This is a genomic window from Ensifer sp. LC11, from assembly GCF_001695835.1.
GTDB lineage: Bacteria > Pseudomonadota > Alphaproteobacteria > Rhizobiales > Rhizobiaceae > Ensifer.
Genome location: NZ_MBSO01000016.1, coordinates 88,114 through 108,420 on the forward strand (window position 1 = coordinate 88,114; position 20,307 = coordinate 108,420).

Sequence of the window (20,307 nt, forward strand, 5' to 3'; positions counted from 1 at the left end):
TCACCTCAATTTCGGATTGAGCGCATCGCGCAGCCAGTCACCGAGCAGGTTGACCGAGACCACGAGAAGGCAAAGCTGGACGACTGGGAAGAGCACGACCCACCATACGCCCGAGAACAGGAACTGGTTGCCGAGGCGGATCAGCGTTCCCAGACTCGGCTGGCTCGGCGGCATGCCGATGCCGAGGAAGGAAAGCGTCGCCTCCGTCAGGATCGCCATGCCGAAGTTCAAGGTCGCGGCGACCAGGATCGGCGTCAGCGTGTTCGGCAGAATGTGCTTCAGCATGATGCGCCGTGCCGGCGTTTTCAGAAGGCGCGCGGCCTGAACATACTCCTTGCCGCGTTCGACGATCGTCTGGGCGCGCACGGTGCGTGCGTACTGCACCCAGGCGCTGAGCGTGATCGCCAGCACCAGAACGGCGGCGGAGCCGACGTCCCTCAGTTCCGGCGGCAGCATCTGGCGCGCGACAGCGCTGACGAGGATGGCGATGAGGATCGTCGGGATCGACAGAAGCACATCGCCGATGCGCATCAGCAGGTTATCGATGAAGCGGCCGAAATAGCCGGCGACGAGGCCGAGGCTCAGACCGACGGCCAGTGAAAGGACCACCGAGGCGACGCCGATCAGGATCGAGATGCGCGAGCCATAGAGGATGGCCGAAAGCATGTCGCGGCCTTGCGTGTCCGTGCCGAGCACGTAGGGCCATTGGCCGTCGGCCTCCCAGATCGGCGGCAACTCGGAATTCCAGAGTTCGAGCTGGGCCGGATCGAAAGGGTTCTGCGGCGCAATCAGCGGTGCGGCAAAGGCGGTTACGATCAGGAAAGTGAGGATGACCGCCCCGATGATCGCCGATGGCTTGTGGGTAAAGGACCACCAGAGATCGCTCTGGCGCCAGCGAGCAAGCCGGGATGGCCGGCGGGGCGGTGTGGTTTGCTGGACGTGATCTGTCATGACAGCGACCTCAGCGGGTGGCATCGCGCAACCGCGGATCGATGACCGCATAGGCGATGTCGACCAGCGTATTGAGCGTGACGAAGATGAAGGAGACGATGCAGAGATACCCCGCCATGACTGGCATATCGAGGAAGGTCACCGCCTGGATGAAGAGCATGCCCATGCCCGGCCACTGAAAGACGGTTTCGGTGATCAGCGCGAAGGCGATCAGCGAGCCGAAATTCATCGCCGTCATGGTGACAACCGGCATGAGACAGTTGCGGAGCGCATGGCGGAAATAGATTCGCCAGCGCGGCACACCGCGGGCACGGGCGAACTTGACGAAGTCGGACCGCAGAACCTCCATCATCTCGGCGCGCACGAGGCGCATGACCAGGGTGATCTGGTAGAGCGCGAGTGCAAGAGATGGCAGAAGCAGCGACGCGCGACCCGAGGCGGTCAGCAAACCGGTGCTCCACCAGCCGAACTGCACGACATCACCGCGGCCAAAGGCGGGGACGAGGCCGAGCGTCACGGCAAAGACGAGGATCAAGAGGATGCCGACGACGAAGCTCGGCAAGGAGACGCCGATGATACTGACGAATTGCAACCCCTCGGAATACCATCGCCCTCGGTGGATCGCGGTCAGGACGCCAAGCGGAAGGCCGATCAGGAGCGACAGGACGGTTGCGACCAGCGCCAGCTCCATCGTTGCCGGGAAGCGCTCGGCAATGAGCTTCATCACGTCCTGGCCGTTACGGTAGCTGATACCGAAATCACCCTGGGCGGCGTTGCCGACGAAGCGGCCGAACTGGGTGAGGAATGAATCGTTGAGCCCGAGCTTTTCGCGCAGCTCGATACGGTCGGCCTGCGACATCTGCTCGTTGGCCATCAGCTCGACCGGATCGCCGGCGAAGCGGAAGATCAGGAAGGCGAGCAGTGCTACGGCAAGCATGACCAGCACGGCATTGGCCAACCGCTTGATGAGAAAGACAATCATTGGGTTTCTCGCTGAATGAGAAGGCCCGGCAGAGCAAACTCTGCCGGGGCAAGGAAACTCAATCGCCGATACGGGTCAGCCAGTGGCGCGGCTTGTTGTCGGCCCGAATGATCACGTCCGTGACGTTCTTCGACATCGCCCAGGCCATTGGCTGCTGGTGCAACGGGATCATGATGACCTCATCCTTGGCGAACTTCAGCGCTTCGGTTTCGATCGCCAGACGCTTGTCGTGATCCATCTCCAGTGCCGCCTTCTTCACCATGGCGTCGAGTTCCGGATAGGACCAGCCACCGTAGTTGGCGACACCGGCCGCACCTTCGCGGGTCGAGAGAACCTGAACCAGGATCGAATAGGCATCGAGCGTCGGCTCGTTGGCCCAGCCGATCATGTAGGCGTCGGACTTGCCGCCGGCGCGCTTCGGCGCCTGCACGGCGCGCGGGCCGATGTCGAGGGTCGGCTTGAGGCCAACGCGCGACAGCATCGAAACCAGCGCACTGCAGACGTCTTCCTCGTTGACGCTCTCGTCGTTCATGCAGACGAGCGTGAACTCCTTGCCGACGGCGCCGGCCTCTTCGAGCAGCTTCTTGGAGAGTTCCGGATCGTAGGCGGTCGGCACGTCGAGCTCGGCGCTGTAGCCGGGGATCTCGGGCGCGACCATGGTGCCGGCGACATGCGACTTGCCGCGCATCACGCGCTTGAAGATGAGCTGGCGGTCGATCGCATGGTCGATCGCCTGGCGCACCTTGATATTGTTGAAGAAGTTCTCGCGACCGTCGGCGAAGGTCTCGTGACGGTTGAAGACCATGTGCACGGTGCGCAGATCGGTGCGCTCGACCACCTTGAGGTCCGGTGAGCTTTTCAGGCGCTCCAGATCCTGTACCGGCGCGCCATCGGTGAGGTCGATCTCGCCGGAAAGCAGTGCTGCGACGCGGGTTGCGGCCGAGGTGATCGGCATGAATTCGATGCGGTCGAGATTATGCTTGGGCGTATCCCACCAACCGTCATTCTTGATCAGCACGGTCTTGCTGTCGGGAACGCGGGACTCGACCTTGAACGGGCCGGTGCCATTGGTGTTGTAGGTGGCGAAACCCTCGACCTTGGCGCCGACATCGGTCGGAAGCTCGGACTTGTTGTCGACCAGCCAATCCTTGTCGAACATGAAGATGTTGGTCATGTCGTTGAGGAAAAGCGGGTTCGGCGAATTGACTTCGATGTCGACCGTATAGTCGTCGACCTTGGTGGTCGAGACATAGGCCGGGATGTTGCCGCGCAGCGGCGAGGTCGGGTGGCTGACGCGGGCCATGGAGGCAACGACGTCGTCGGCGTTGAAATCAGCGCCGTTCTGGAACTTCACACCCTTGCGCAGATGGAACCGCCAGACTTTTTCCGAAACCATCTCCCAGCTGGTCGCGAGCGCCGGCTCGACCTTGAACTCCGGCGTATAGCGCGTCAGGCCTTCATAAACGTGGTTGAGGAAGGCCAGGTTCGAGGTGCTGCCGTAGGAATAGGGGTCGAGCGAGAAGATATCCCGCGGGCTTCCCCAGCGCAGCGTTTCCGCGGATGCGGAGGATGCGAGAAAGGCAAATGCCAGCCCCGCGAGGAGATGCTTTCTCAGTTTCATGTCGTTCCCTCTGTTATCTCGTCAGTCGCCCTATTCCGGCGCTCTCGCCCACTCGTGAGCAAGCCGCCCTAGATTTGAAGCTGTCGGCGACAATGTCAACTATTTTGTCGACAATTTTGTATGCATGATTGTTTAAAATCGTTGGCGAGGCAGATATGGTGCCATCCCTGTCCGAAAATTCGACGCAGGTTTGCAGCCTGGGATACAGTCATTGCGCGAGAACGAAGGCCGGTGAAGGGGACGTAAGGCTGCGCCAGACACGGAAAAACAGCGCGCTCACCGGCTGCCCGGCGATGCGGCAAGCAGACTGTTTTGGCGGAAATGCAGCCTTCTACTCGACCTCTCGGAGGTCGTGTCCGAGCGAAGGCGAAGCGGCGCTACAGCCGATCTTGGAAGAAATCGAAATGTGCGCGGCGCCGTCGCCGGCCGCAGATGTGCGGACGTTCACTTGGTCGTCAAACGACCGGCTCACTCCGCAATTGCTATGCCGCCGCGCCGAAGCCCGTGAGAAATGCGGTCAGATTGTCGGACAGCGCATCGCAGAGATAGCCGCCCTCCTGCACGATTGCGGTCGGAAGACCGAGGCCCGCGATCGTTTCGCCAATCCGGGCAAAACCGGGCGTGGAAACAGAGAGCCCGCCGAAGGGGTCGCCCTCGAAGGCATCGAGGCCGAGTGCGACGACAAGCGCGTCCGGCGCATAGGCGCGGATGCGGCGGAAGGCGACGTCGAGCGCAGCCAGGAATTCCTCGTCGCCGGATTTGCGTTCGAGCGGCAGGTTGAGGTTATAACCGAGGCCCGGCCCCTCGCCGCGTTCGTCCGCATGCCCCCAGAAGAACGGGTAAAAACGCACCGGGTCGGCGTGGATCGAGATCGTGAGCACATCGGCGCGCTGGTAGAAAATGCCTTGTGTGCCGTTTCCATGGTGCAGGTCGACATCGAGGATCACGACACGGCGGGAGTTTGAAAGGAAGCGTTGCGCCGCGACCGCCGAGTTGTTGACGAAGCAGAAACCGCCGGCAACATCGGCAAAGGCATGGTGGCCCGGCGGCCGGCAGAGCGCATAGGCCGCCCGGTCGCCGGCCATTACCGCATCTGCCGCATCGACCGCGCTCCAGGCGCTCCAGCGCACGCTCTCCCAGGTCTCTGAGGATATCGGGCAGGCCGTATCGGCCATGTGGTAGCCCGCCTGCCCGACGGCTGAGGCCGGGTAGCGCCCATCGCGAGCCAGCGGATGGATGTTCGGAATGACCTCGTCGGAGGCTTCCGCGATACGCTGCCAGCGCGCGTAGATATGCTCGAGAAAGTCGAGATATTCCGGCGTGTGCACGGCGGCAATCGGGCCGAGCCCGTGGTCCCGCGGCCGCAGGATTTCGCCACCTGCAGCGCGAGCGCCGGCGAGAAGCCGCTCGACCCGTTCCGGCTGCTCCGGATTTGGCTGCGGCGCGCCGCTCGACAGAAAGGCTTTCGGATTGTGGCGCTTCTGTTCGGCTGCATAGAAGGCTTTCATCTCGTCTCCGTCCTCAATCGTTCAATCCCTCGGCCAGCGCCCGAAAAGCGTCGCCATAGGCGGCATGTTCGTGATCGGCTTTCTGCCAGGTTATTCCCAGTCGTTCGTAGAAACGCTGGGCCGCAAAGTTCTCGGCATCGACGGTCAGGCGCAGATAATCGCCGCCTCGCGCCTTCGACCAGCTTGCTGCCTCGCGCAGCATCCGCTCGCCGATGCCCTGCCCGCGCAGGCCTTCATCAACATAGAGGTCCTGCACGAAAACACCGGGCCGGCCGCGCCAGGTGGAAAAAATCGGGAAGTAGAGGCAGAGGCCCACCAATTCGCCGCCGGCTTCCGCGACGAAGCTCCCGAAGGCGGCCTCAGGCCCGAAACCGCAGCGGCGAAAATCCTCCACGGTGCTCGTGATCTTGGCTTGCATGCCAAGTCCGCGCCCCATCGCAAAGATCGCCCGATGCATGTCCTCGGCATCCTCCGGCCGTCCGGGGCGGATCGTAACCTCCGAAGCATCATCCGCTGCTGTCATCACCTATTCTTCCTTCATTGACAGGGCCATGCCGGCGCGCGCCGCGGCGGCCGACTGCGCCATTAGAGCACCGAGCGTTCTGATGAATGCACAAGGATGCTCTAGCACTTTGATTCTAGAGCGTCTTTCCGCTTTCAGTGAATCCACCTGAGAGCGGGATGTTCTAGAACGCGACGTTGTCGCCACCCTTCAATCCCAGAAGATCGCGTGCCTCGGCGGGCGTGGCGACCTCTAGCGACAGTGCTTCCAATACCGTGCGGATCCGGTGGACCTGCTCGGCATTGCTGGTCGCAAGCGTCCCGCGGCCGTTGTAAAGACTGTCTTCCAGCCCGACGCGCACATTGCCGCCCATGGCGGCAGCCATGGTGATCATCGGCATCTGGTGGCGGCCGGCGGCCAGCACCGAGAAGCTGTAGTCTTCGCCGAAGAGTTTGTCGGCGATGCGCTTCATGTGCGTGAGATTCTCCGGATCTGCACCGATGCCGCCGAGAATGCCGAAGACGAACTGGATGAAGAGATGGCCCGACACCAGGCCGCGATCGCGGAAATGCGCCAGCGAATAGAGGTGGCCGACGTCATAACATTCGAACTCGAAGCGCGTGCCGCAGCCCTGGCCGAGCCGGGTCAGGATGAACTCCATGTCGGCGAAGGTGTTCTTAAAGATCGAGCCGCGCGTTGCTTCAAGCAATTGCGGTTCCCATTCGTGCTTCCACTCCGTCGGCTTGTCGAGCGCTGGAAACAGCGCAAAATTCATCGAGCCCATGTTCAGCGAACACATTTCGGGTTCGGCGCGCAGGGAAGCAGCAAGCCGGTCTTCCAGCGCCATCAGCGATGAGCCGCCGGTGGAGATGTTTATCACCGCATCGGTCGATTGCTTGATGCGCGGCAGGAACTGCATGAACAGCGCCGGGTCTGCAGACGGCCGGCCATCTTCGGGGTTTCGTGCATGCAGATGCAGGATGGAAGCGCCGGCTTCGGCCGCCGCGATCGCCTCGGAGGCGATCTGGTCGGGGGTAACAGGCAGGTAAGGCGACATCGTCGGTGTATGTACCGATCCCGTCACCGCGCAGGTGATGATCACTTTGCGCGATGTCTTGGCTTTCGTCATGGTCCAGCCCTCAGCGGTTGACGGGAAGGTTGAGTTCTTCGGCAAGCACGTCGAGAACCTCACCGAGGATGGCGACGATCTCGCCAATCTGCTCGCGGGTGATGATCATCGGCGGGCAGACGAGGAAGTGGTCGCCCTCGACGCCGCCACGTGTGCGCCTGGAATAGATGATCAGGCCACGCTCGTAGGCGAGGTCGACCATGCGCTGATGCGCGTTGAGTTCCTTCGACAAAGGCTTCATCGTCTCGCGGTCGGAAACGAACTCGGCTGCGAGCAGCAGTCCCTTACCCCTGACATCACCGATGAACGGGAAGCGCTTGGAGAGCCCCACGAGCTCCGCCTTCAGCGCTTCGCCCATGGCAGCAGCATTGTCGATCAGCCCAAGGCGATCGATTTCGTCAAGTACGGCGAGACCGGCGGCGCAGGCAAGCGGATTGCCGGCATAGGTGAAGCCATGCTGGAAGCCGCCGGCATCAAGCACCGGCTGAACGATCCTTGACGGCGCGGCCATGGCGCCGAGCGGGCAATAACCGGAAGCAAAGCCCTTGGAGAGCGCGATCAGATCCGGCCGGCAATTCCAGTGGTCGCCGCCGAGGAATTTTCCGGTGCGGCCGGCGCCGCTCATGACTTCGTCATGGATCAAAAGGATGCCGTATTTGTCGCAGATCTCGCGGATGCGCGGATAGTAGCTGTCCGGCGCCACCAGCGCACCGGTGGAGGCGCCGCCGATCGGCTCCATGATGAAGGCAAGCAGGCTCTCCGGGCCTTCCGCCAGGATCTTCTCCTCCAGCATGTCGGCATATTTGATGCCGCGCTGCTCCATCGTCAGGTTATCCCGGTCGAGATAGGCGGTCGGCGCCGGAACCTTCGGCATTTCGCGCATCATTGGCGAGAATGGCTCGGAGAGCGCGGCGTAGCCGGTCACCGCCAAGGCGCCGAGGGTGCCGCCATGATAGGAGGGAAAGCGCGAAATCACCTTCCAGCGATCCTTCTGGCCGGTCGCAACCGCCCATTGCCGCGCGAGCTTCAGGCAGGATTCGACCGCCTCCGAACCGCCCGAGACGAAGAAGATCTTGTCCATGCCCTCGGGCAGCTTTTCCGCCGCGCGGCGGGCCAACTCCTCGGCCGGCTCGTTTTCGAAGTGTAGCCTGTAGGCGAAGGTGACGCGATCCATCTGGCTCTTCATCGCGTCGAGCACGTTGCGGTTGCCGTGACCGATATTGACCACCATGGCGCCGCTCGAACCGTCGATTACCCGGCGCCCGTCCTGGTCCCAGAGATAGATGCCTTCGGCCCGGTCGACCAGCGGCCGACGCAGGCGCGACTGGTAGAAGAGATGGGAGGCAGGTCGTTCGTTGGAAGCTGTCGTCTTGAGCATGGCAAATCTCTGTCAGCGATTGAGATAATGATTGAGAACATTGGCGGTGACGCGCTCGACCATCGCGTCACCGCGCTTCAGAGCCGCTACCCATTCGCAGCTGCCGGCGTGGAACACCTCGCCCTTTCCGCGCGGGAAGTTGACGATCATGCCACAGCCGCGCTTGACGCGCTCGACGGCTGCCGCGCCATTGTCGCCGACCAGCGTTTCGGCGACGAATTTGGCATCGGCGTCCGAAAGAAACTGGTCATCGGCGGGAATGTCGGCGCTTTCTTCCTTCAGCGACGACATGCCGAGCGCGAGGATTTCGAGACCATCCGGCGCACCGCTGTCTTCGGTCGGCTCCGGCAGTCCATTGCGGATGATGTAGTCGAGACCATCGACCTCGTAGCCGAAGGCATGGCCTTCCGAACCGAGGATGTCACCATAGTAGATACCCGTTCCGGCAAAGGCCCAATGCTCAGGGCGGTAGACCGGGAAGCCGCGGGCGCCGCGCGGCGCGCAGCCGCCCCAGCCGACGTAAAGCCCGCGGGTGGCATTGAGCCCGAACGTTTTCGCGCCCGGCCGGCCGATCTCGGCTGCTTCCCACGAACCGCTGGTGCGCGTCGGATCTGCCGAGCGGTAGGCCGGATCCTCGGCCCGAGACCGATATTTGTAACAGACCTGCCGCTTGCCGCCGTCTTCCAGACGCGTCTGCCACATGAAATTGCCGGCAAAACGCGCGGCCCGGCCGCCGCGCTCGACATAGCTGTCGACCGCATCGCGCATCTCCCAGGTCCAGTATTCGTCATGGCCGACAAAGACGACGCAATCGTAGCCGTCGAGGATCTCGGGATAAAAATGAAGCTCGTGCTGGCTCGCGAGGTCGACGGCATAGCCCCGACGTTCCGCCCAACGGAAGAAGTGGCTGTCGTAGCTTGCCCAGCCGGAGGAGGCGTATTTCTTGGAGTACCCGTTGGCATAAGCCCATTCCATGTGCGGATAGCGCGGGGCGACAGCCATCGGCGCATAGATCTCCAGCGGCACGCGTGGAGCATCTGCGGGTAGCACGACGAAGCCGCGGCAGAAGGGGCGCTCGATGCTGACCGTCGTCGCATATTGATCGCGGTTGGGCCCCGTGATGCCCTGGTAGTGGTTGGAGCCACCCCAGGTGTTATACGAGGTCCATGACCCGGTAGCGGCGACCTGCAGCACGCGGCCCGGCTTGCGGCCGGCGAGCGGCCGGACAATGAACAGATGGTGGCAATGGATTGGTTTGCCGTCCCTGCCCTCCGCTCTCAGCGTGATGCGATAGGCGCCGGACGGCCAATCTTCGGCAATCTTGAATTCGAAGCTTGTTTCCCAGCCGCAGCCGAGCACGGAGCATTGGTCCGGCGTTTCCTGCCAGCAGACAGCGAGCCCACCACGCTCAAGAACCGTCGTCTCGACCGCTCCGTCACGAACGATCTCGATAGAGAAGCGTTGCGCGGTCGAACTCACCTGCAGCCGCGCGGTGGCACCCGGCGCATAGGCGTAGGCGTCGGTGTAGCACCAGATCTCACCGCGTTCGCCGTCCATGCCTGGGTATTCGTAGTAGTGACCGAGCACCGCTTCGCGGCGCTGTTCCGGCGTCAGGCCAAAATCGGGGTATTGGTTGGCGTGTTCCATCGTGGCACCCATCACGCTGCCAGGTATTTCTTGAGGAACGCACGGGTGCGTTCCTGAGTCGGCTGGCGGAAGATCTCGCTTGGTGCGCCCTGCTCGACGACGACACCACCATCCATGAACAGCACGCGATCGGCGACCTCGCCGGCAAAGCGCATCTCATGAGTAACAATCAGCATGGTCATATGCTCGGCCGCGAGCTGCTTCATGACGGCGTTCACCTCATCGACCAGTTCAGGGTCGAGCGCCGAGGTCGCTTCGTCGAAAAGCATGACCTTCGGCTGCATGGCGAGTGCGCGCGCGATCGCGACACGCTGCTTCTGACCCCCGGAAAGCCGCGACGGAAAGGCATCGACCTTATCCGCTAGCCCCACCTTCGACAGAAGCTCGATGGCGAGCTCACGCGCCGCAGCCTTGCCCATGCCCTTCAGGATGATCGGTCCCATGGTGATGTTCTGCAGCACTGTCAGATGCGGAAACAGATTGAAGTGCTGGAACACCATGCCCATCTGCTGGCGCACTGCGTTGATGTGCCGCTCGAAGGCTTGCGCCTTTAGATTCTGGTTCACCTGTACGCCGTCGAGCCAGACCTCGCCGCCATTCAGCGTCTCCAGATGGTTGATCGACCTTAGAAGGGTGCTCTTGCCGGACCCACTGGGGCCAATGATCGCAACGATCTGGCCGCGGGCAACGGAGAGATCGATGCCCTTCAGGACTTCCAGCGCGCCGTAGTTCTTGCGGGCGCCCCTGACTTCGACCATCGGCTTCTGAGCGGTCATCGGGAGACCTCCACGTTCTTTTCGACCTGGCGCAGACCCGCTTCGAGGACGAGATTGAGGATGTAATAGAGAGCGGCGACCGTGATGTAGAATTCGAACGGCCGGAAGGTCTCGCTGATCGCGAGCTGTGCTGCGTGCACCAGTTCGGCAATGCCGATGATCGAGACGAGAGATGATTCCTTCAGGAGCACGATCAGGTTGTTGCCCATGGCGGGAATGGTGTTGCGGATCGCCTGCGGCACGATGAAGTAGCGCAGCGTCTGCATCCGTCCGAAGCCGAGACTGCGCGCGCCTTCCGTCTGCCCGGTGTCAACTGCGACAATGCCTGCCCGAAGGATGTCGGCATTGTAGACGGCGAAGTGCAGGCCGAGGCCGATGATGCCGGCGATCAGCGCCGGGATCTTGAAGCCAAGCTGCCCCAGGCCGTAGTAGATCAGGAACAATTGCAGGAGCAGCGGCGTGCCCATGAACAGCCACATGAAGCCGCGCACCGGCAGAGCGACCGTTTTCGGGGCATAAAGAACGACAAGCGCGAAAACGATACCGAAAATGAAGCTGATGGCGGCGGCAGAGATGGTCAGAACGACCGTCCACCAGACTCCCATCCAGAGGATATCGGCATAGGGCGGCACGACGCTGAAATCGAGACCTTGCATGTGGCGTGTCCCCCTCAGGCTATGGCGTAGCGTCGGTCAAGCAGATCGACAATCCGCGCGACGACATAGACGATGAGCATGTAGAGCACGGCGGCGACGCCGAAGATCTCGAACGGCTTGTAGGTTGAGCCGATGTAGCGCTGGGCCGTGTAGGTGAGTTCGACCACGGAGATCGTAGAGACGAGTGCTGAACCCTTGACCAGTGCCACGGCATTGACGCCGAGCGGCCGGATCATCAGGCGAGCGGCCTGCGGCAGCACGACCTTGCGCATGGTCTGAAGCCGGCTGAAGCCGATGGAACGGGCGGCTTCCGTCTGACCGCGGTCCACCGACTGAATCGCGCCGCGAATGGATTCGGCCATATAGGCGCCGATGTTGAGGCCGAGGCCGATGACGCCGGCCGCGAAGGGCTCCAGATTGATGCCGACCTGCGGGCCACCGAAGTAGAGCACGAAGAGCTGGATCAGGCAGGGCGTGCCGCGAAACAGGCTGACATAGGCGGTGCCGAATGCGCGCAGCAGGAACGAGCGCGACATCTTTGCCGCCGATATCAGGAATGCGACGACGAGGCCAAGCGCAAGCGCAAGTATCGAGATCTCGATCGTGATCCACGCCGCTTCCACGAAAAACGGGAAGACGCGTTGCACCAGCGAAACGTCCATTGGGAAACTCCGGAAGGCAAACTTGTGACCTCCGGCCGCGGCTCAAACGGCGACCGGAGAGACGGGAAGCGTCGGAGTTCAGCGGATGTCGCTGCCGACCCATTGCATGGCGATCTTCTCGTAGGAGCCGTCGGCCAGCATGCCCTCGAGCGCCTTCTGCATCGCCGCCTTCAGTTCCGGATTGTTCTTGCGGATGGCGATGCCGATCGCGACGCTGCCGCCTTCGATATCAGGCGTTTCGAGACGACGGACCTTCTCACCGGTTTCTTTCACGGCGACCATGACCGGGATGTTGTCGACGACGATCGCATCGACGCGGCCGCTCTTCAGTTCCATCAGCAGTTCCGGCAGGCCCTTATAGGTGCGGACGTCCCAGCCGCCCTGCTCGCGCGCCCACTTTTCGTGCGTCTCGCCGAGCGTTACGCCCAGCGTCTTGCCCTTCAGTTCATCGAGCTTCTGGACACCAGATGCTTCGCTGACGAAGACGGCGCGGCCGGCATGGTAATAGGGACCGACGAAATCGACGACCTTCTCGCGCTCGGGCGTGATCGTCATCGAGCCGACGATCGTGTCGTATTTGTTGGCGAGCAGACCGGCGATGATGCCGTCCCAGGCGGTCGTCACCAGTGTGCCCTTTACGCCGACGCGCTCGGCAATGGCTTGGCCGATCGATGCGTCGAAACCAACGACCTGGTTTTCCTCGTTGACGAAATTGAAGGGTGGGTACTGACCAGACATCGCGATCTTCAGTTCGCCGGCAGACTTGACGTTTTCGAGGTCATCGGCCTTTGCCGACACGGCAGAGAAGGTCGCAGCAAGGGTCAGCGTCGCGGCCAGCAGGCCGGAAAATAGGGTCTTCATGAAATGTTCCTTGTTCCTCTGGATGGGGCGCCTTCTTGTGCGCTTGGGGCTGGCAAAGGGTGCCTTCCGAATTTCATGATTGCTTCTGCATCAGCATTGCGCAAATAGATAATGGGAATAGAAGGCATAGATTTCAGGAATGGCATCACCACGATTGGAACGGCTCGTCTGGGAGCTCGACTGGAACCTGTTGCGCACCTTCGTAGTGATCGCCGAGGTGAAAAGCATCACGCGCGCGGCCGAACGGCTGAATCTCAAGCAGCCGAGCGTCAGCAATGCGCTCCGGCGGTTGGAAGACCGGGTCGGTCGCCGCCTGGTGGAACGCGACGCGACGCGCTTCGACCTTACCGAAGTCGGACAGCTGCTCTATGAGCAGAGCGTCGAGGTCTTCGGCACGATTTCGCAACTGCCTCAACTCGTGCGCGGGGTGAGCGACGACGTCACCGGCCATGTCACGATCGCGGTTGCAAGCCACGTGGTCTCGCCGCTCTTTGATCGGGCGTTGATGGAGTTCCACCGCAGCTATCCGCGTGCGACGCTTACGATCAATGTCGGGCCGAGCGGCGAGGTTACGCGACAGGTCCGGGAGAAGCGCGCCTCCTTCGGCCTTTGCCTCGTCAGCGTCCGGGATCCTGCTCTCGACTATCTGATGGTCTTCCGGGAGTTTTTCGGCTTTTTCTGCGGCCCGCACCACCGGCTCTTCGGCCGGGCGGGATTGAAGCTTTCCGACCTCAAGGGCGAGACCTCGGTGTCGTTTCACACCGACCATATCGCCGACGCGCTTCGGCCGGTCGCGCTGCTGCGCAGCGAAGCCAAGCTCAATGCCAACGTCGTCGGCGTCTCCTCCAGCCTCGAAGAGGTGCGCCGAATGACGCTAGCCGGTCTCGGCGTCGGCTCGCTGCCGCTGCATGTCGCCCGCCGGGATGTGGCAGACGGGCTTCTCTGGCGCCTGCCACCCTATGACAATCCCCCTGCCATCGACATCTTCATGCTGACAAACCCGGAGAAGGCGATCAACCGGGCCGAGAAGGCTCTGATCGCCGGCTTGCAGACGCTGATTGCGGAGACGCCCGCGGAGGAACGTGTCTACGCCGAGTGATCGGGACGCGACGTCGGTCCGCCCGACAACAACGCTTCGGCCCGCCCTCGCGCTTCCGGCTCCAGAGCAATCGCCGCGCGTGCCTCAAGATCGAAACGTACGGTCGTGGTCCGGTTGACCGCATGCACGACACCGTTGAGCGTACCGGACATGATCTGCTCGAAGGTCACCGACGAACGCCCGAGCTTGATGACGCGCGAGCGGATGGTGATCAGCGCGCCTGCCCTGGTCTCGTGTTTGTATTCGACCTCCGAGCGCACGTCGGCCCAGCCTCTGCCCTGCTCTGACGCTGTCTCCACCCCGGCAATGTGGCCAAGAAGCTGGAAACTCGCATCGTCGAACATCGCCGCATAATGGCGCACGTTCATATGGCCCATCGTATCGCACATCCAGGGGTGAGCGACGCCGACATAGGTAGTCAATGCTTGGACGGACATGGAAGGCCTCGAATACGGGGAAAATGGGTTGCAAGACATAGCCGATGCCCGAGCGATCTGTCCACGTCGGGCCGAAAGCCACATCGTAGGAGCCTTCAGCCAGGCATATGAAGAAGCAAGAGCAAGAAATCCGGTGAGATGAACCTGTTTGCTTTTGCGGCTAGGCGCGGCGACGGCGCTCTCCTAGATTGCCGCGGCTATTTGCATGGAGGAATGAGCGTGAAAGTCTATCTCGCAGGCCCGGAAGTTTTCCTGGCGAACGCTGTCGAAATCCAGAAGGAGAAGGCGGCGCTGGCGCGCGCCGCCGGGTTTACGCCTCTGGTTCCAGGCGATCTCGAGATCCCGCCCGCGCGCACCAAACATGAGCGTGGCCTGGCGATCTACGCGGTCGATGAAGGCATGATGCTGGCATCGGACATGATCATCGCCAACCTGACGCCGTTCCGCGGCATCAGCGCCGACGTCGGCACTGTGTTCGAGCTTGGCTTCATGTGCGGCCGGGGCAAATATGTCTACGCCTATACCAATACCGCGCGCAGCTACTACGAGCGCATCCTGAACGACCATTACCACGGCGAGGCGGCTCTCCGTCCCGACGGCCGGATGGCCGGACCCGACGGCCTCAGCATCGAGGACTTCGACATGGCCGACAATCTCATGCTGGACGGCGGCGTGTTGCGCCGGGAGGGCACGCTCGTTCAGCGTGACGTACCGGAGGTCGATCGCTGGACCAACCTAGAGGCCTTCAAGGAGTGCCTGGCGATTGCCGCCAAGCGGCACTTGAGTTGAAGGGCAGTTCCGCGCTCGCGACGCCCAGCACAGGAGGCTCTGCTCTCGGAATAAGCCTCAATCGGTGGGGCATGGCCAGCCGGCCGGTGTGTTCAGACCTGCCGGCAACTTGGTCGAACCGTCACCGCAGGTCATATCGACCTGTTCCTGTTCGAGGCCCGTCGCCTCGGACAGGTTTACCCCCTCGATGCGTGTCAGAAACATGAAGGCGCCCTGGAAATCGATCGGGCCGGTAAAACTGGTGTTGGTGAGGTCGGCGCGGGAGAGGTTTGCGTGGGTGAACCTGGTTCCGGTGAGTTCCGCCTTGTCGAAGTTCGCCCGTCCAAGTTCGGCTTTTTCAAAGCTGGCCCCGGTCAGCGTTGCGCCGCTGAAATTGGCGCGTTGCAGTTCCGAATTGACGAAGGAAGCCTTTTCGGCGGAAATCCCCGCAAAATTGCAGCGATAGGCCTCTATCTTCGCGAAGTTCGCGCCGCTGGCGGTGGCCCCGGCGATGGACGAACGTACGAGCGTCGCCTTCTCCAGGTTGGCGCCCGTGAGATTTGCGCCGCGCAGATCCGTCAGGGTAAAATCCGTGCTGACGAGATTGGCACCTTGAAGGTCACTGCCGCCAAGCATCAACGCTTTCTTGTTGCAATCGGTCCAGTCTGCGCCGGCGGCGGCCGAATCCTTGCAGTTGGCCGCTGCGCGGCCGGCCGTCGGCACCATCAGCGAAGCAAGGCATGCGGCAACCACCGGCACCAGCAGCCCCATCATCCGCAGGGTTTTCTCGCGCACGAAAAGGGGCAGGCGTGGTGCGCTACGTCCATGATCGAGTTCGGTCTTGTGGATATTCATGGCGGCGCTCCGGGACCTGCGGGTCTATTCGATTGCACTTCAGATGGACCGCACATCATTCGATGATCGGCATCGCGGTTGTAACGTGCGTCGCTGGTAAACGTATGACGTTGCTGCCCTTTATGCAAATAACAGAAATGAAAGCGCTTCGTTTCATATCGCCGCAGCCAACAGCCAGTCACGCAGCAGCGCCTGCGGCCCGTGCATGCCAATGGCGGCCGGCGAAAGCAGATGATAGGTCGATCCGTCTTCGACAAAGCCCAGCGGCGCCGCCAGGATGCCACTGTCGATTTCGTCTCGGACGAGCTGCCACGGCCCGATCGCAACACCAATACCGGCGGTCGCCGCCTGAAGGCTGATATAGAAATGCTCGAAGCTCTGGGAGCGCTGGCCCGGCACGCGGCGATCCGTGAGCCGCATCCATGTCTCCCATGCGTCCGGGCGAGTGCGCGTATGCAGAAGAACGGCGTCTCTTCGCAAAAGGGCCGATCCACCTGCATCGAGATGGTCGAAAGACGAAGCGATCTTGTCGGCCCGGCACACGGGTCCGATTCGTTCTCGAAACAGCGGCACGGCATGAGTGCCTTCAGGCGGCACAAAATCGTCGCGCCGGATGGCGAGATCGATCCCGCGCCCCAGCATCACCGGACCCCCGCCCGCAACCAGGTGTATGGCGAGATCCGGATGGCGCCTCTGGAAATCCGGAAGCCGCGGAATGAGCCACCGCATCAGAAGGGTCGGCTCGCAGGAGACCACCAGCGCAGGCGCCCGCGCCTCCGACCTGATGTCGCGCACGGCAGCCTCGACCAGACCGAAGCCTTCGCGCACCGCCTGGGCGAGCTTCCTTCCGGGCTGTGTCAGAAAAACGCGACGGTTCCGCCGATCGAACAACGCCACCCCCAGATCGTCCTCAATCAGGCGAACGGCTCGACTGACAGCTCCATGCGTCAGGTTGAGAGCGTCGGCGGCACGACTGAAGCTCTCGAACCTCGCCGCCGCCTCGAAACAGCGAAGCGCTGCCAACGCCGGCAGTCGCGTCGTGCCAATCTGTGATCCAGGATCACCGATATCGTCAGATATCATCGTTATTCCCCGCCGCGTGAATGCAGTATCCAAGTGATATCAGAGTAGTAAACGAGAAAAGCAATGACGGAATTGTTAGCTGTAATCACCATTACCATCCTCGCGGTCATCAGCCCTGGCCCTGATTTCGCGATGGTCACCCGCAACAGTCTTTTGCTGTCCCGGCGGGCCGGCATTTTGACGGCACTTGGGATCGGCGCGGGCGTCTGTGTTCATGTCGCCTATACCCTGCTGGGGGTCGGTCTCGTCATCCAGCAATCGATCCTTCTTTTCGGTGTCCTGAAGCTCATCGGCGCCGCTTATCTGATCTGGCTCGGAATGCGGATGTTGTGCGCGAAGCCGGCCGGCGTGGTCCCATCGGCGGAGATCGCCGCGCTGTCCGACCTCGGTGCGCTGCGCATGGGATTTTTGACCAACGCGCTCAACCCAAAGACAACGGTTTTTGTCGTCAGCCTCTTCATGCAGGTTGTTGAGCCCACGACCGCTCTGTCCGTCCAGATCGGGTATGGCGTCTTCATCGCTGCAGCGCACGTCATCTGGTTCGCCTTGGTTGCTGTGTTCTTTTCCTCAGGTACGATGCGGCTCCGTCTGCTTGATCTGCGCCACTGGATCGATCGCGCCTTCGGTACTCTGCTCGTCGGCTTCGGCGCCCTGCTGGCAACCACGAGCTTGGCGCGCTAAGGCGACGCTTGGTCGCGGCTCGCCGACCCGACCGATGAGAATGGGTGCTTGCCCGCCACCGATAAACCATGCAATATCCATACAATTCAAGCTGGGGTATTGCAATGAAGGACGAGCGCCTGGAAATTTCATGGCAGCCCTCCATCCGCAAATCGGACGGGCCACTCTATCTCGCGATCGCGGACGCCATCGCCACCGATATTAACGAAGGCCGCCTTACGGAGGGCATGCGGCTGCCGCCGCAACGTTCGCTTGCAGAGGCGCTTGGCATCGACTTCACCACCGTCAGCCGCGCCTATAACGAGGCGCGACACCGTGGCCTCGTCGACGGCCGGGTCGGTCAGGGTACCTACGTAAAGGCCCGGCGCGCAAAAGTCGCCCGCGTGATGGCCGGCGGCATCGTCGACATGAGCATGAATCTGCCGCCTCTGATCAACGACCCGACACTTGCAGCAAGGCTCTGGGACGACGTGGCGTCGCTGCAGGCCGAACACGGGCTCGAACTGCTGATGCGATATCAGGCGCCTGGCGGAGCCATGCACAATCGCGCGGCGGGCGCGGCGTGGCTCAAGTCGCGCCTCGGCGACATTGCGGCGGAGCGCGTGCTGGTTTGCGCCGGCGCCCAGGGCGCATTGCTTGCGACCGTCAGCAGCCTGGCAAAGGCGGGCGAGACGATTTGCGCCGAGGCGATCACCTATCCTGGCCTGCGCGCGCTCGCGGCGCATCTTGGCATCGGCCTTCAAGGCATCGCCATGGACGGCGAGGGTCTTGTTCCCGAAGCGTTTGAGGAACTGTGCTCGAGACACACCCCTAAAGCACTCTATTGCAATCCGACACTGCACAATCCCACGACGACGACGCTCTCACTCGAGCGACGCCAGGCGATCGTCACGATTGCCAGGCGCTACGGCGTGGCGATCATCGAAGACGACGCCTATGGCGCCCTTCCCTCACGGGCGCCGCGCCCGCTGGCGGCGCTGGCGCCCGATCTTGTCTATTATATCGGCGGTCTCGCCAAGTGCCTTTCGCCCGCCTTGCGCATCGCCTATCTCGTCGTGCCGGACAGTCGCAGCTCGGTCCGCATCGAAGGCGCTATCCGCGCAACCGTCGGCATGGCCTCTCCGTTCGCCGCCGCCGTCGCCGCCCGCTGGATCGAGGATGGAACGGCGGATGCCGTGCTTGCGCAGATACGCAGCGAGACGGCGGCGCGACAGCAGATTGCTGCCGAGCTCCTTGCCGGCAATCTCGCACGGACGGATCCGCACGCATTTCACGTCTGGCTGCAGCTGCCGCAACCCTGGACCCGCGGCGAATTCAGCGCGCGACTACAGGCCGCCGGCATCAGCGTCGTGGCGAGCGACGCTTTCACGCTCGGCGTGCCGACGGAGGCCGTACGGCTGGGGCTCGGCGCCGCGCCGACCCACGCCGAGCTGCGGCGCAGCCTTTTGACCATCACAGACCTCATCCGCCAGTCTCCAGTTGCGTCCAGCCTCGTCGTCTGAGCGAGCATCGGGCGAAATTGTCGCAGGAATGTATGCATACAATAAATTGACAATGTATGTTTTTCGGCGCTTAATCTCCGCAAGCCTGAGGCGGCGCCACGAAAAGGCAGACCGCGGACCCAGGCAATATCGGCGCCAAGCGCGAGCGCCGACCAGCACGCCTGAAAGGAACGAAAAATGTCTTCGGATAACGAATGGCCGCCCATCCCGCCGATGCAGACCGGCCTTCGCGGTCGCTGCCCGCGCTGCGGGCAAGGTCATCTGTTCAATGGCTTTCTGAAGATGCGCAAGGAATGCGAAGTCTGCGGCCTCGACTATTCTTTCGCCGATCCGGCTGACGGCCCCGCTTTCTTCGTGATCTGCTTTGCCTGCGTGCCCAGTGTTTTTCTCGGCGTCTGGCTCGAGGTCCAATATAGCGCACCGCTTTGGGTGCATCTGCTCGTCACCGGCCCCTTCATGTTGTTGACCTGCATTCCACCCCTTCGCCCCTTGAAGGGCTGGCTCGTCTCAAGTCAGTTCTTCTACAAGGCCGAGGAAGGCAAAGTCGCAAGGCGTAGCATCGAGCCACCCGTCGCAACAACGCAGTAAGATCCACGCACACCACTCCAGCGACATGCGCTCGTCGATTACCCCTAAAAAGCAACTGCGCCGCCAACTGTTGATAGTTGACGGCGCCTTCACCGGAAGCCTCTCTTCTCAAAGGCCGATACTAAGTAAAATGGAGCAATTTCGTCGTCAATGTGCGAATTGTGAAGTTTTTATGAGGCGCTTTTTCATAAGTATCTCGCCTCCGTAATATTGTTCGTAAATATTACTATCCCGAAATCTGCCCCTGTATTTTAGCAATTTATGTTAGTTGCCAATTTGCAACAGTTTATATCAATGCCTTTTTAGGGGTTCTCGAAACAAATTTGTTACATAGCTGTCGTTTTGCACTGGTAGCGGTGTCGCCGCTGCCCGCCGGCAAGTTAGTCGGACGGTTCTTTCGTCGCAGCGCGAGCGAGGCAGCCGATGATTCTCTGGGGGACATCCAGGGTCGGGCCTTGTTGACCTTGACAACCATAGAGAGATCGACCGCATGAACATCAAAAGCCTTCTTCTCGGCTCCGCTGCTGCTCTCGCAGCAGTATCCGGCGCACAGGCAGCCGACGCCATCGTCGCAGCCGAGCCGGAGCCCATGGAATACGTTCGCGTTTGCGACGCTTTCGG

21 protein-coding genes are annotated in these 20,307 nt (G+C 61.9%); 6 read left to right on the forward strand and 15 right to left on the reverse strand.

Annotated elements, in window-relative coordinates; all coding sequences use genetic code 11:
• The 12 genes from BBX50_RS13535 to BBX50_RS13590 all read right to left on the reverse strand — a co-directional run bounded on the left by BBX50_RS13535 (position 1) and on the right by BBX50_RS13590 (position 12,673).
• A complete protein-coding gene (locus BBX50_RS13535) occupies positions 1–951 on the reverse strand; it encodes an ABC transporter permease (RefSeq protein WP_065775843.1) in 951 nt (316 codons plus the stop codon).
• A 10-nt stretch (positions 952–961) separates the two neighbouring features.
• The gene (locus tag BBX50_RS13540) at positions 962–1,933 is read right to left on the reverse strand and encodes an ABC transporter permease (protein ID WP_065775844.1); all 972 of its coding nucleotides are present in this window, start codon (positions 1,931–1,933) and stop codon (positions 962–964) included.
• Positions 1,934–1,991: 58 nt separating this feature from the next.
• Positions 1,992–3,554, reverse strand: a complete 1,563-nt coding sequence (locus BBX50_RS13545) for an ABC transporter substrate-binding protein (protein WP_065775845.1) — start codon at positions 3,552–3,554, stop codon at positions 1,992–1,994.
• Positions 3,555–4,036: 482 nt separating this feature from the next.
• On the reverse strand, positions 4,037–5,062 hold the full coding sequence (locus tag BBX50_RS13550) for a histone deacetylase family protein (RefSeq protein ID WP_065775846.1): 1,026 nt from the start codon (positions 5,060–5,062) through the stop codon (positions 4,037–4,039).
• 13 nt (positions 5,063–5,075) lie between these two features.
• Positions 5,076–5,585 (reverse strand): GNAT family N-acetyltransferase, encoded by a 510-nt coding sequence (locus tag BBX50_RS13555; RefSeq protein ID WP_065775847.1) that lies wholly within the window; start codon positions 5,583–5,585, stop codon positions 5,076–5,078.
• 163 nt (positions 5,586–5,748) lie between these two features.
• Positions 5,749–6,693, reverse strand: coding sequence for a 3-keto-5-aminohexanoate cleavage protein (locus tag BBX50_RS13560; RefSeq protein WP_065775848.1), 945 nt, complete (start codon positions 6,691–6,693; stop codon positions 5,749–5,751).
• 10 nt (positions 6,694–6,703) lie between these two features.
• Complete coding sequence (locus tag BBX50_RS13565) at positions 6,704–8,071, reverse strand: aspartate aminotransferase family protein (RefSeq protein ID WP_065775849.1); 1,368 nt, start codon at positions 8,069–8,071, stop codon at positions 6,704–6,706.
• Positions 8,072–8,083: 12 nt separating this feature from the next.
• Complete coding sequence (locus BBX50_RS13570) at positions 8,084–9,718, reverse strand: N,N-dimethylformamidase beta subunit family domain-containing protein (protein WP_065775871.1); 1,635 nt, start codon at positions 9,716–9,718, stop codon at positions 8,084–8,086.
• Positions 9,719–9,729: 11 nt separating this feature from the next.
• A complete protein-coding gene (locus BBX50_RS13575) occupies positions 9,730–10,494 on the reverse strand; it encodes an amino acid ABC transporter ATP-binding protein (RefSeq protein ID WP_065775850.1) in 765 nt (254 codons plus the stop codon).
• Positions 10,491–11,150: an amino acid ABC transporter permease gene (locus BBX50_RS13580; protein ID WP_065775851.1), complete on the reverse strand. Its 660-nt coding sequence runs from the start codon at positions 11,148–11,150 to the stop codon at positions 10,491–10,493. The genes BBX50_RS13575 and BBX50_RS13580 overlap by 4 nt, the downstream gene beginning before the upstream one ends.
• 14 nt (positions 11,151–11,164) lie before the next feature.
• On the reverse strand, positions 11,165–11,812 hold the full coding sequence (locus BBX50_RS13585; protein ID WP_065775852.1) for an amino acid ABC transporter permease: 648 nt from the start codon (positions 11,810–11,812) through the stop codon (positions 11,165–11,167).
• 78 nt (positions 11,813–11,890) lie between these two features.
• Positions 11,891–12,673 carry an ABC transporter substrate-binding protein gene (locus BBX50_RS13590; RefSeq protein WP_065775853.1) on the reverse strand — a complete coding sequence of 261 codons (783 nt, stop codon included), beginning with the start codon at positions 12,671–12,673 and terminating at the stop codon, positions 11,891–11,893.
• Between the two features lie 139 nt (positions 12,674–12,812).
• Here BBX50_RS13590 and BBX50_RS13595 point away from each other — a divergent pair, with 139 nt between their 5' ends.
• Positions 12,813–13,772, forward strand: coding sequence for a LysR family transcriptional regulator (locus tag BBX50_RS13595; RefSeq protein ID WP_065775854.1), 960 nt, complete (start codon positions 12,813–12,815; stop codon positions 13,770–13,772).
• On the opposite strand, the gene BBX50_RS13600 is transcribed toward BBX50_RS13595, so the two are convergent.
• Positions 13,760–14,209, reverse strand: a complete 450-nt coding sequence (locus tag BBX50_RS13600; protein WP_065775855.1) for an acyl-CoA thioesterase — start codon at positions 14,207–14,209, stop codon at positions 13,760–13,762. The genes BBX50_RS13595 and BBX50_RS13600 overlap by 13 nt on opposite strands.
• A gap of 213 nt (positions 14,210–14,422) precedes the next feature.
• Between BBX50_RS13600 and BBX50_RS13605 the strand changes: the two genes are divergently transcribed.
• The gene (locus BBX50_RS13605) at positions 14,423–14,998 is read left to right on the forward strand and encodes a nucleoside 2-deoxyribosyltransferase (RefSeq protein ID WP_065775856.1); all 576 of its coding nucleotides are present in this window, start codon (positions 14,423–14,425) and stop codon (positions 14,996–14,998) included.
• Positions 14,999–15,055: 57 nt separating this feature from the next.
• Here the strand turns inward: BBX50_RS13605 and BBX50_RS13610 are convergent, their stop codons facing one another.
• Together BBX50_RS13610 and BBX50_RS13615 are read right to left on the reverse strand one after the other, a co-directional pair.
• Entirely contained in the window at positions 15,056–15,703 is a 648-nt protein-coding gene (locus BBX50_RS13610) for a pentapeptide repeat-containing protein (RefSeq protein WP_244513154.1), read from the reverse strand.
• A gap of 282 nt (positions 15,704–15,985) precedes the next feature.
• Positions 15,986–16,915, reverse strand: coding sequence for a LysR substrate-binding domain-containing protein (locus tag BBX50_RS13615; protein ID WP_065775857.1), 930 nt, complete (start codon positions 16,913–16,915; stop codon positions 15,986–15,988).
• Positions 16,916–16,978: 63 nt separating this feature from the next.
• Between BBX50_RS13615 and BBX50_RS13620 the strand changes: the two genes are divergently transcribed.
• From BBX50_RS13620 to BBX50_RS29885, 4 genes are all read left to right on the forward strand, one after another.
• Positions 16,979–17,596, forward strand: coding sequence for a LysE family transporter (locus tag BBX50_RS13620; protein ID WP_065775858.1), 618 nt, complete (start codon positions 16,979–16,981; stop codon positions 17,594–17,596).
• 104 nt (positions 17,597–17,700) lie between these two features.
• A complete protein-coding gene (locus tag BBX50_RS13625; protein ID WP_065775859.1) occupies positions 17,701–19,098 on the forward strand; it encodes a PLP-dependent aminotransferase family protein in 1,398 nt (465 codons plus the stop codon).
• Between the two features lie 177 nt (positions 19,099–19,275).
• Complete coding sequence (locus BBX50_RS13630) at positions 19,276–19,686, forward strand: DUF983 domain-containing protein (RefSeq protein WP_065775860.1); 411 nt, start codon at positions 19,276–19,278, stop codon at positions 19,684–19,686.
• Positions 19,687–20,176: 490 nt separating this feature from the next.
• Positions 20,177–20,307, forward strand: a 131-nt coding sequence (locus tag BBX50_RS29885) for a porin (RefSeq protein WP_201723516.1), incomplete at its 3' end; no start/stop codon positions are given.

Excerpts from the sequence above, each read along its gene's own strand:
- BBX50_RS13535 (WP_065775843.1), bottom strand. The coding sequence starts at position 951 with ATGACAGATCACGTCCAGCAAACCACACCGCCCCGCCGGCCATCCCGG.
- BBX50_RS13540 (WP_065775844.1), bottom strand. The coding sequence starts at position 1,933 with ATGATTGTCTTTCTCATCAAGCGGTTGGCCAATGCCGTGCTGGTCATG.
- BBX50_RS13545 (WP_065775845.1), bottom strand. The coding sequence starts at position 3,554 with ATGAAACTGAGAAAGCATCTCCTCGCGGGGCTGGCATTTGCCTTTCTC.
- BBX50_RS13550 (WP_065775846.1), bottom strand. The coding sequence starts at position 5,062 with ATGAAAGCCTTCTATGCAGCCGAACAGAAGCGCCACAATCCGAAAGCC.
- BBX50_RS13555 (WP_065775847.1), bottom strand. The coding sequence starts at position 5,585 with ATGACAGCAGCGGATGATGCTTCGGAGGTTACGATCCGCCCCGGACGG.
- BBX50_RS13560 (WP_065775848.1), bottom strand. The coding sequence starts at position 6,693 with ATGACGAAAGCCAAGACATCGCGCAAAGTGATCATCACCTGCGCGGTG.
- BBX50_RS13565 (WP_065775849.1), bottom strand. The coding sequence starts at position 8,071 with ATGCTCAAGACGACAGCTTCCAACGAACGACCTGCCTCCCATCTCTTC.
- BBX50_RS13570 (WP_065775871.1), bottom strand. The coding sequence starts at position 9,718 with ATGGAACACGCCAACCAATACCCCGATTTTGGCCTGACGCCGGAACAG.
- BBX50_RS13575 (WP_065775850.1), bottom strand. The coding sequence starts at position 10,494 with ATGACCGCTCAGAAGCCGATGGTCGAAGTCAGGGGCGCCCGCAAGAAC.
- BBX50_RS13580 (WP_065775851.1), bottom strand. The coding sequence starts at position 11,150 with ATGCAAGGTCTCGATTTCAGCGTCGTGCCGCCCTATGCCGATATCCTC.
- BBX50_RS13585 (WP_065775852.1), bottom strand. The coding sequence starts at position 11,812 with ATGGACGTTTCGCTGGTGCAACGCGTCTTCCCGTTTTTCGTGGAAGCG.
- BBX50_RS13590 (WP_065775853.1), bottom strand. The coding sequence starts at position 12,673 with ATGAAGACCCTATTTTCCGGCCTGCTGGCCGCGACGCTGACCCTTGCT.
- BBX50_RS13595 (WP_065775854.1), top strand. The coding sequence starts at position 12,813 with ATGGCATCACCACGATTGGAACGGCTCGTCTGGGAGCTCGACTGGAAC.
- BBX50_RS13600 (WP_065775855.1), bottom strand. The coding sequence starts at position 14,209 with ATGTCCGTCCAAGCATTGACTACCTATGTCGGCGTCGCTCACCCCTGG.
- BBX50_RS13605 (WP_065775856.1), top strand. The coding sequence starts at position 14,423 with ATGAGCGTGAAAGTCTATCTCGCAGGCCCGGAAGTTTTCCTGGCGAAC.
- BBX50_RS13610 (WP_244513154.1), bottom strand. The coding sequence starts at position 15,703 with ATGGTGCCGACGGCCGGCCGCGCAGCGGCCAACTGCAAGGATTCGGCC.
- BBX50_RS13615 (WP_065775857.1), bottom strand. The coding sequence starts at position 16,915 with ATGATATCTGACGATATCGGTGATCCTGGATCACAGATTGGCACGACG.
- BBX50_RS13620 (WP_065775858.1), top strand. The coding sequence starts at position 16,979 with ATGACGGAATTGTTAGCTGTAATCACCATTACCATCCTCGCGGTCATC.
- BBX50_RS13625 (WP_065775859.1), top strand. The coding sequence starts at position 17,701 with ATGAAGGACGAGCGCCTGGAAATTTCATGGCAGCCCTCCATCCGCAAA.
- BBX50_RS13630 (WP_065775860.1), top strand. The coding sequence starts at position 19,276 with ATGTCTTCGGATAACGAATGGCCGCCCATCCCGCCGATGCAGACCGGC.